This is a genomic window from Microcoleus sp. B13-B6 (assembly GCF_036705405.1).
Lineage (GTDB): Bacteria > Cyanobacteriota > Cyanobacteriia > Cyanobacteriales > Microcoleaceae > Microcoleus.
On record NZ_JAUBUJ010000174.1, the window covers coordinates 1 to 9683 of the forward strand.

At 45.0% G+C, this 9683-nt stretch carries 14 protein-coding genes; 12 read left to right on the plus strand and 2 right to left on the minus strand.

Going from position 1 to position 9683, the window contains the following annotated elements; translation table 11 throughout:
* Positions 1–354: 354 nt before the first annotated feature.
* The 7 genes from sir (at position 355) to QUB35_RS37340 (ending at position 5358) form a co-directional block, all read left to right on the plus strand.
* Complete coding sequence (gene sir, locus QUB35_RS37310; RefSeq protein WP_333147868.1) at positions 355–2343, plus strand: sulfite reductase, ferredoxin dependent; 1989 nt, start codon at positions 355–357, stop codon at positions 2341–2343.
* A 238-nt stretch (positions 2344–2581) separates the two neighbouring features.
* Complete coding sequence (locus tag QUB35_RS37315) at positions 2582–3355, plus strand: 16S rRNA (uracil(1498)-N(3))-methyltransferase (RefSeq protein WP_333147871.1); 774 nt, start codon at positions 2582–2584, stop codon at positions 3353–3355.
* A gap of 80 nt (positions 3356–3435) precedes the next feature.
* Positions 3436–3666, plus strand: coding sequence for a hypothetical protein (locus QUB35_RS37320; RefSeq protein ID WP_333147873.1), 231 nt, complete (start codon positions 3436–3438; stop codon positions 3664–3666).
* The gene (locus tag QUB35_RS37325) at positions 3656–3922 is read left to right on the plus strand and encodes a type II toxin-antitoxin system PemK/MazF family toxin (RefSeq protein WP_333147875.1); all 267 of its coding nucleotides are present in this window, start codon (positions 3656–3658) and stop codon (positions 3920–3922) included. Before QUB35_RS37320 ends, QUB35_RS37325 begins: the two co-directional genes overlap by 11 nt.
* Before the next feature lie 187 nt (positions 3923–4109).
* Entirely contained in the window at positions 4110–4538 is a 429-nt protein-coding gene (locus tag QUB35_RS37330; RefSeq protein WP_333147877.1) for a lysozyme inhibitor LprI family protein, read from the plus strand.
* A 65-nt stretch (positions 4539–4603) separates the two neighbouring features.
* Entirely contained in the window at positions 4604–5068 is a 465-nt protein-coding gene (locus QUB35_RS37335; RefSeq protein ID WP_333147879.1) for a hypothetical protein, read from the plus strand.
* Between the two features lie 116 nt (positions 5069–5184).
* Positions 5185–5358, plus strand: coding sequence for a hypothetical protein (locus QUB35_RS37340; RefSeq protein ID WP_333147881.1), 174 nt, complete (start codon positions 5185–5187; stop codon positions 5356–5358).
* 18 nt (positions 5359–5376) lie between these two features.
* On the opposite strand, the gene QUB35_RS37345 is transcribed toward QUB35_RS37340, so the two are convergent.
* On the minus strand, positions 5377–5700 hold the full coding sequence (locus QUB35_RS37345) for a YgiT-type zinc finger protein (RefSeq protein ID WP_333147883.1): 324 nt from the start codon (positions 5698–5700) through the stop codon (positions 5377–5379).
* Here QUB35_RS37345 and QUB35_RS37350 point away from each other — a divergent pair.
* Entirely contained in the window at positions 5690–6847 is a 1158-nt protein-coding gene (locus QUB35_RS37350; RefSeq protein WP_333147885.1) for a tetratricopeptide repeat protein, read from the plus strand. The genes QUB35_RS37345 and QUB35_RS37350 overlap by 11 nt on opposite strands.
* Before the next feature lie 105 nt (positions 6848–6952).
* On the opposite strand, the gene QUB35_RS37355 is transcribed toward QUB35_RS37350, so the two are convergent.
* Positions 6953–7414 (minus strand): hypothetical protein, encoded by a 462-nt coding sequence (locus tag QUB35_RS37355; RefSeq protein ID WP_333147887.1) that lies wholly within the window; start codon positions 7412–7414, stop codon positions 6953–6955.
* A 318-nt stretch (positions 7415–7732) separates the two neighbouring features.
* Between QUB35_RS37355 and QUB35_RS37360 the strand changes: the two genes are divergently transcribed.
* From QUB35_RS37360 to QUB35_RS37375, 4 genes are all read left to right on the plus strand, one after another.
* Entirely contained in the window at positions 7733–8350 is a 618-nt protein-coding gene (locus QUB35_RS37360) for an alpha/beta fold hydrolase (protein ID WP_333147889.1), read from the plus strand.
* Between the two features lie 2 nt (positions 8351–8352).
* Positions 8353–8964 (plus strand): alpha/beta fold hydrolase, encoded by a 612-nt coding sequence (locus QUB35_RS37365; protein WP_333147891.1) that lies wholly within the window; start codon positions 8353–8355, stop codon positions 8962–8964.
* A 153-nt stretch (positions 8965–9117) separates the two neighbouring features.
* The gene (locus QUB35_RS37370; protein ID WP_333147893.1) at positions 9118–9381 is read left to right on the plus strand and encodes a hypothetical protein; all 264 of its coding nucleotides are present in this window, start codon (positions 9118–9120) and stop codon (positions 9379–9381) included.
* A gap of 2 nt (positions 9382–9383) precedes the next feature.
* The gene (locus tag QUB35_RS37375) at positions 9384–9656 is read left to right on the plus strand and encodes an HNH endonuclease (RefSeq protein WP_333147896.1); all 273 of its coding nucleotides are present in this window, start codon (positions 9384–9386) and stop codon (positions 9654–9656) included.
* Positions 9657–9683 lie beyond the last annotated feature (27 nt).

A 9683-nucleotide genomic window follows, 5' to 3' on the forward strand; every position in this document is an offset into this window, starting at 1 on the left:
GTGTTTTTACTGACAATCCCAGCTTTTTTGCGAAAACGCGCGAGCTTAAACAAAATGGTACACCGCATATTTGTCTACAAGTGTACTATTTTGTCTATTTATTCGCTACCTAGGGACTAGCTCTTAATTACAATTTTTCAGGCCCGGCTCGATCGTGTTACAATTAAGCACCATCAGAATTCCTAGCGGATTACCGTTATTAACTTACTTGTTAACTTAGTTGTTAACCGAGTTGTCAACAGATCCGACACAGCATTTCTGAGGAGATTTGTCAAGTGCAAATTTGTCAAGTGTCAAATTGTCAAGAAATATTCGATCGGCTGTATCTAATTATAACTGGCACTATACATTCCCATGATCACATCTTCCACTTCAACCCCAGTTGCGCGCAAGCCCTCTAAATCAGAAGGTCTCAAAGAACGGAGCAACTATTTACGAGAACCCGTTGCGACTGAACTGTTACAAGAAACAACCCACTTCACCGAAGAAGGGATTCAGATTCTCAAATTTCACGGCTCGTACCAGCAAGACAACCGCGACAATCGAGTTAAAGGACAAGAAAAAGACTATCAGTTCATGCTCCGCACCCGCAATCCCGGCGGGTTCACTCCGCCGCAATTATACTTAGCCTTAGACAAGCTATCTGAAGAATACGGCAACCACACGATCCGCGTCACAACGCGCCAAGGTTTCCAACTGCACGGCGTGTTGAAAAAAAATCTTAAAGCAGTGTTTTCCTCAATTATTAAAAATATGGGGTCAACCTTGGGAGCTTGCGGCGACTTGAACCGCAACATCATGGCACCTCCGGCACCATACAAAAATCGCCCAGAATACCAGTATGCGCTGCAATACGCCAACAATGTCGCCGATTTACTGACACCGCAAACCGGTGCTTATTATGAAATTTGGTTGGATGGGGAAAAGGCTGTTTCGGCGGAAGAAGACCCCGCAGTGAAAGCTGCCAGACAGTCCAACCGCAACGGCACAACATTTGACGACAAAGAAGAACCGATTTACGGCAGCCATTATATGCCGCGCAAGTTCAAGTGTTCCGTCACCGTGCCGGGAGACAATTCAATTGACTTGTACTCTCAGGATTTGAGCTTGGTGGTAATTACCAATAAAGCTGGCGAATTGCAAGGTTTTGACGTGTTTGCTGGCGGCGGTTTGGGCCGCACTCACAACAAAGAAGAGACTTTTGCGCGGGTTGCTGATGAGATTTGCTATGTAGCCAAGGATGATGTTTACGATTTGGTCAAGGCAATTGTAGCAACCCAAAGAGATTACGGCGATCGCACAGACAGACGGCACGCGCGGCTGAAGTACCTGATTAACGACAAAGGTGTACAGTGGTTCCGCGAAAAAGTAGCCGAATATTTTGGCAAGCCGCTAGAAGCGTTTAAACCCCTGCCTGAGTGGAAGTATTTTGATTTCTTGGGCTGGAACGACCAGGGAGACGGTAAACTGTTTGTCGGCATTTCCGTGGACAATGGCCGGATCAAGGATGAAGGTTCATTTCAGCTAAAAACAGCTTTGCGGGAAATTGTGCAGAAGTACAACTTGCCGGTACTGGCGACGCCGCACCAAAACGTGCTGATTTACGATATTTCGCCGGATATCAAACAGGAAATTCAGGGAATACTCGATCGATGTGGCATTCAGCGGGAAACTGCGATCGACCCCTTAGTGCGCTATGGGATGGCCTGTCCAGCAATGCCGACTTGCGGGCTGGCGATTACCGAATCGGAGCGCGTGATGCCGAGCATTTTAGAGCGGATTCGGGCACTTTTAACCAAAGTGGGCTTGGCAGACGAGCATTTGGTGGTGCGGATGACTGGTTGCCCAAATGGATGCGCCCGCCCTTATATGGCAGAATTGGGGTTTGTCGGGAGTTCCCCGGAATCCTACCAGATTTGGCTGGGCGGTTCTCCCGATCAAACGCGGCTGGCAAAACCCATTGAGGAAAAGCTGCACGTCAAGGATTTTGAAGCTTTTCTGGAGCCGATTTTTGTTTATTTCAAGCAAAAACGGCAACTGAGCGAGAGTTTTGGCAATTTTTGCGATCGCGTCGGGTTAGAATCTATCCGTCAATTTGTAACCAACTACCAATCTGCTGACTCGATGACAACTGAGATTAATGATTTAAAAGTTACGTCTAGTAACGAAGATGAAAACGAGACTGCCACTGCTGGCGGTGGCAAAGTCCGCCGCCGGATTAGCGTCCGCGATGAAATCTACAACGAGCTCAAAGAAGAAGCAGCCCGTCAGGGCAAGCCGATTACACAGCTAGCTACAGAAGCGATTTCCACTTATTTAAAGAAGATTAAGGAGGAAGGATAAGCCGATTTTCGATTCTATTCAATAGACTTCTGGCAAAAGTAATATAAAGGCAGAGCATTTGCAGAAAAAACGTGAATTTGTAAAAGAATTCCGGTTGTAGATGCTTTGCCTTTATTGTTTTTTGAAGAGTTGAAACCCCCCTGCCTATCTCCTCTCATTCTCTCTTCCTCTGCGTTCTCTGCGTTCTCTGCGGTTAAATAAAAAAATCTCTAATAGAAAACGAACAATCCCAAATTCAATGCCTCAATTACAAAGATTAGCAATTACTGTCGCTCAAATTTGCGATCGCAAAATCGACTTAACTAGAGAACAGCAGCATTATTTAAATCGAGTGCTACGTTTGCAAGCGGGCGATCGATTTATTGCAATGGACGGCCGAGGACATTGGTGGTTAGCAGTCCTAGAAGCCCAGGAAACCGGGTTATTTGCCTCGATAACAGAGGAGATTGCTGTGAACAGGGAGCTACCAGTTGAAGTGACTTTGATGGCGGCATTGCCCAAGGGAAACGGGTTTGACGAGGTTGTGAGGCAGGCGACGGAGTTGGGTGTGGCAAGTATTGTGCCGGTAACGAGCGATCGAACTTTGCTCAAACCAAGTGCTCAGAAAGTCGATCGGTGGAGGAGAATTGCTGCGGAGGCGGCGGAACAGTCGGAACGTCAATTTGTGCCGACGATTTTAGAGCCGGTTTCGTTTGATGTGGCTGTGAAAGATTGCGGTCAAAAATATCGATTTATTTGTGTGGCTCGCGGGGACAATCGGCATTTGTGGGATTGTTTGATTGGTAGTTTCGCTCCCCCCTTTGTAGGGGCGGTGCCCCCGTGCCCGCCCCCTGGGGGAGAATTATCGATTGTCATAGCTATTGGCCCGGAGGGTGGATGGACTGAGGGTGAGGTGAAAAGGGCGATCGGATGGGGTTTTGAAGCTGTTTCTTTGGGGAGTAGAATTTTAAGAGCGGTGACAGCTCCGATTGTGGCTTTATCTTTAGTTGGCGCGGCCTTTGAGAAGTGCTAATATCCACCAAGCTGATCGGAGACTTGATGGGTTTGGCGATCGCAGCTAAAATGTAAATAGATAATTATCAGAGAAGTAATATGTTACAGTCAGTAGAGGGGATATACCGAAATGGCAAAATTGAGTTATTGGAAATGCCTGCCGACATAGAAGAAGCGCAAGTTATTGTTACTTTTATGCCAAAAGTAGGGTTAGTGAACTTGCAATCTCGCGGTATCAACCAGGAACAAGCAGCAGATTTACGGGTTCGGTTGAGTAGATTTGCTCCTGATTGGGAACTACCGGAGATGGATGCTTACGATGCCTTATAGTCGCGGTGATGTGGTTTTGGTTTTGTTCCCCAGCTCGGATTTGCGTACTGCGAAACGCCGTCCAGCTTTGATAGTTCAAGCTAATAATCTGGGGACTGGTTTAGGGCAAACAATTACGGCAATGATTACTAGCAACTTAGCCCGTTCAGGACACCCAAGCCGGGTTTTTGTTTCCCTAGGAACACCGGAAGGGCAGCAAACGGGATTGCTAGCTGACTCGGTAATTATGACAGACAATCTTGTGACGCTTCTATAAGTTGAAATCGATCGCAAAATTGGTATTGTGTCGGATATGGTGGCAGTAGATGCAGCACTCAAGCACACTTTTGGAATCTGATAAAAAAAGGCGTTTTTATTCAGTAAATATAAAAAAATACTTAAATTAATCAAATCAACTCTGTCTCGTGTTAAGAGGAATTATCAGATAAATGGGTTGACGAGTCATGAAAATAGAGTTGAGGAAAGGTCGATCGCTCTTTTGGCCGATTCCCTACGGGATAGCTTCGCTTCACGCGCTTTTGGCAATTTTCGGTACAACATCAGTTTCTGCACAATCTCCGAGCTTTCCCATTGCTCAACAGATTAATTGCGATCGCCCCCAAGGGGATGCACAAGTCAGAGCTTGTATTCGGTTGAATTACGAAGCCTCCGATAAACGACTGAACGAGGTTTACAAACAACTGATTTCCCAATTGAGTGGCGAAGAGCGAGCGCTACTTTCCGAAGCACAATTAGGGTGGATTCAGTTAAGAGATAAAACCTGTGAATTTGAAGTTTATAAAAATCGTGGCGGTACCGGTTATCGAGGTTTCCTCAATGAATGTTTGGATCGCATGACTAAACAGCGCACTGCGGAATTAGAAAAGTATTAAAAAAAGAGATAGAATAGGAAGTACAGCGTACAATACCTGACAACAATAAAGAGAAACAAGTATTTATGAAAAGCCGATCGCCCTTCCCCCTCACCCTCGCCCTCATCTCAGCAATTGTAACCACCATCGTCCCAGCAGTTTTCGCCCAACGACAGCCATCAGCTAACGAAATCTACATCGATAAAAATTGTAACCGTAACCAGCAACTAGCGCAACTTGAAAGATTCACTATCTTTAGCAGAAACGAATTTACAACTAACGGTCAAAACTATTGGTTATACGCCGCCCGCTATCTAGACGGAAGCGTGCTTTTCTGTACCTCAAAACCCAACTTCAACCAACCTAAACCTCTAACAGCAAAACAAATACAATCCCAATTTATTGACAAAATAGTCCGAGACCCCAACAACAAAACAGCCTTTATCATCGCAGTCAGAAACGGAAATGGCCCTGGTGCAACAACCACAAATTACCGCTTAGATTTGAGCAATGTCGATCGCCCAAAAGTCACCTCTCTCTCTCCCTCCTAGAGCGCCGAGAAACCTTAAAAGAAGGCGAATCCCGCGAACACGCCTTCCAAGGACGGGCTGGTCAACCTATTACGATCGACCTCAAAAGCAGAGCATTCGACCACAACATAGCACTGTTGGACACCAGCGGCAAAAATATTGCCGAAAAAACAGGCAACTCCCAGAATCTCCGAGAGTCTCAACTCACCGTTAAATTGCCTAGTAACGGCACTTATAAAATAGTTGTTAAAGGAGGCGATCGCACAAGCAAAGGCACTTACACATTAAGCGTTAATTCCAATCAGCTTTAACTCAATTTAAACCAAGTGCTAAGCAAACTCAAAAACAGGTGTTTCAATCACCCTAATAGGCTTTCTCTCTTCCAAAATCATCTTTTGCAACTCTTCCACAGTTTCAGGTGAAAAAAAATGATCTCCCGTTTCCACACACACTCTAGCAGGAACATTTTCAATAATAATAAACTTACCGTTGATTTCAAGCGTGTAAGTTACCTTTTGTTCCACCATTGTTTCTTTCCAGATATCATATCTATAAATTAACATAAAAGCCAAAATTGTTAACCAGTGGCGAAACCAACCAAACATCAGCCAAGATAGAAACAACGCCATTCCCCCAATCGCCATGACAGACATCAACCAAATAGCCGTCGCCCTAGAGGGTAAAGAATACAAACAAGCTGCCCAACTCATCAAACAACTACAAAAAGAATCCCCCGAAAATCCGTGGGTACAATACTATATTGCCCGCTACTACGAACTCACCAACAATCTCGAAAAAGCCCAAACAACCTACAAACAAATACTCCGCGACATCACCAACCCCAAAATCGTCTCCCAGACCCGCCAAGCTATTCAACGGATTGAAACCGCACAACAAAACCTCCGCCAACAAGCCATAGAAACCGCCAAAAACGACCCCAGCAACCTCGAACCCGGACTCCTCATCCTCGAACCCGTGAGTCCCGAAAACAAACCCGCCGCCATTCAAAATATCAGCAGAATCTTTAAAATCGACGCCTACACAACCCGGATGCAAATCCAAAGCCGCGGCTGGAGACTCTACAAAACAGGCCCCATTGCCGAACTGCGAATTTATGGTCAAGAACTCCTCAACGCCGGCATTCCCGTATTTTGGGCAACCCTCAGCGATATTCAAAAAATCCAAATCTTCCGAGTGCAGCACTTCCAGTCTCTCTCTTCCCCAGCCGTTGTTTGCAAAGATAAACTCTCACGACTCGGTGCGATCGAATTTAGCTGGTCAGAAGTTACCCAAAGAGTAGAAGGCTTGTTGCCGATGTTCATCGAAGTCATGGACTACTCGCCCAACCGAAGAAAGGATCAATTTCGCCACAGAGAAATCCGGCAAGATTACGCTCAAATCTGTGACTTACACATTCCCAGCAGAAACTGCATTCTGCGAATTTGCGACCAAAGTTACGAATTTCAACAAGGAGTTAACTTCACCAAAGCTTCTGCAGATATCCCCACTTCACCGAACTCCAAAAACAAAACATCCAGAGTCACAAACTCTCAACAAATTCCTCAAAGTACAACCAGAATTAACTGGAATAACTTACTGGAAATATTCGATCGCCAGCTTGACGTTACAGTTTGGTCAGAATTTACGCCCTTTGCCGAGACCGTGCTCGATTACACGCAGATGTTGAGAAAGATCGAATCTCATATAGAAGTCGATCGCAAATCAGAAACTCCTTGGGACTCAGCTTTTCAGCTATACAGCGGATTAGCCTTCCTCAGAAATGAAAAAAATAGGGAATAGAACAAAGAGTTAAAATTAAAAATGAGTAATGCCATTTTTTTAATTTTTAACGCCAGCATTGGGAGTTATCCAATGCCCAATTCCCTATTATCAATTCCCAAATTCCTACTTCATTTTCACCTGACGGGCCATTTCCCGGAAATTGTTCATGCTAGGGCCGGGGGTGCGACGACTTCCATTTGGTGTCGGCATTAAATTATTAGGAGCAAAAGTCCGATTCGGTTCAGCTTGACTCGGCACTTTGCCGTTAGTTGCTGCAGCAGTCGGTACCTTCACGGGTTCCGAATTATTAGCAGGAGCGCTAGCGACTGGTTCGTTTTCTTTCTTAGACTTTTTCTCTACCTTAGCCTTCTTAGCCGGTTCGGACTTCTCAGACTTCTCAGACTTAACAGGCTCAACTTTTGTCGGTGCGATCGCAGCAGGCTCAGCCTTCGCCGGCGCAACTTTTGCTGGTTCCTTCGCTCCCGATTCGCCCAAATCTAGGAAATATTCAGACTTTTTCAAGCCCAACAGTCTGCCAAAAAAGCCGAAAATACCGCCGAAGAAATTTTTGATAAAACCAAACATTAGACTTACTCCTTTTGTTCTTTTAGAGAAATTTGTACAAGCTTGTCAACAAAGTTAGATTACGAGGTAAGGCAACCTTTGTCTACATTTATTCATCAAAATTTACATTTGGCTATATCTAAGCTAGCTCATCAAAGCAAATTTTAGGTATAAATACTCGCACTGCTTTGCACTTATTTACAAACTATCTCAGAATTTGTTAGGGATTCCCACTAATGGTCGATCGTACCTCGATCCGATTGGCTAGCTGTCCTAGTAGGGGTAAAACTCCCTAGGGGAGTGATTTATGCTGTAATTAGCAAGCAATTTTCTTTTCAAATGAACAGTTCGCTCGATCGCAATCCCGTCATCCTGATACACGGCATCTGGGACACAAAGATGATTTTCAACAAAATGTCCGCCCACCTCACCCAACTCGGATGGTCAGTCCACAGCCTCAACCTCACCCCCAACGACGGTAGCCTCGGCCTCGACTTACTGGCAAAGCAACTGGCAGACTACATCTCTGAAACCTTCGAGCCAGAACAATCTTTAGACATAGTAGGCTACAGCATGGGCGGCATCGTCAGCCGCTACTACGTCCAGCGACTCGGAGGAATCAACCGCGTACAGCGTTTCATCACTCTCTCTTCCCCCCACCACGGCACCCTCACCGCCTATTCCCTACGCCTACCAGGATACCTGGATATGCGCCCCGATAGTGGCTTGCTGCGCGATTTAAATCAAGATGTGACAATGCTCAAACGCATAAACTTTACATCAATGTGGACGCCATTTGACATAATGATTGTACCGGCGAACAGCTCCCAAATGCCAGTAGGTAAAGAAGTTAAAGTCAACGTTTTGCTGCACCGCCAAATGGTGACAGAACCCCTAAGTATTAACGCAATAGTTGAAGAACTCAAAGCACCTATTGAAAATAAAATTCCCACTTAAAAATGAATAGCAATTTCAGCCGCAACCCAGTCTTGCTAATTCACGGAATCTTCCGAAAATCGGGAATTTTTCACAAAATGTCTGCCTACCTGACCCAACTGGGATGGTCAGTCTACACCCTCAATCTCTCGCCCCATTGGGGCAACGCCAGCATAGACGAATTAGCCCAACAAATAGCAGATTATATAGACAAAACCTTTGCGCCAGAACAGCATCTAGATATAGTAGGATTGAGCATGGGCGGTTTAGTAACTCGTTACTACCTGCAAAGGTTAGGCGGCATTAACCGAGTGCAGCGCTTTATTGCCATATCTTCTCCTCACAGCGGTACTTGGATGGCTTACACTCTCTGGGGAAAAGGCTGCATCCAAATGCGTCCTGGCAGTGCTTTTTTGGAAGATTTAAATCGAGATGCGGCCTTGTTGGAAAAGCTCAATTTTACTTCAATTTGGACAGATTGGGATTTCATCATCGTACCCGCTTCTAGTTCCCAAATATCTGCTGCAAAAGAAGTAAAATTGTCTGTTTTCGCCCATGCCATGATGGCCAGGCATTCCAGCAGTTTAAAAGCGGTCGCTGAAGCACTGTCAGAACCCTTAAAGATTGATAAATAGCTGGCTGTAAAGTAAAACGCTCTGCTTTGAAAACCCCGATTTTTTTAAAAAGTAGGGGTTCGGTATTCGGTATTTTTGAGTCTACCTAGACGGATTTAAAATTTATTGATATAATCTTAATTGAAACCAATAAAATCAACAATTATGATCGTCATGCCAAAACTGGAAAAGCTGCGAGACACTCTGCCTATAGAAGGAGCAGTTCGCATTGAATTAGTGGAAGGAATACCGATTTTCCGAGCCTCTACAACAGTCAAAAATCGCATAGAAGAACTGTTGGAAAAACAACAAAATTTGCAACTCAATCCCGAAGAAGACCAAGAACTGAATCTTTACGAAGAAATCGACGATTACCTCAGTTTTGTCAATCGAACTGTCCGCAATCTTTTCTTGGGCCAGATTCAGCCTACAGTATAGAAATGTCAGCTCGCCGTCAAATTCCTGAGAATATCCAAAATCAAGTTCGTCAGAGAGCCAACTGTCTGTGTGAATATTGCCATGCTTCCGAACAATGGCAGTATGTAGAGTTTACGATCGAGCACATCATTCCTCTCACTAAAAAAGGGAGTAACAATATTGACAATTTGGCACTAGCTTGCTTTCATTGCAACCGTCAAAAATCCGATAAAACTACAGGAATAGATCCCACATTCCGCACCCCCAACTGGCACATACACGGAGTGAGGGGGTAAAAGTGAATCATCCGAGACAATAGTGAG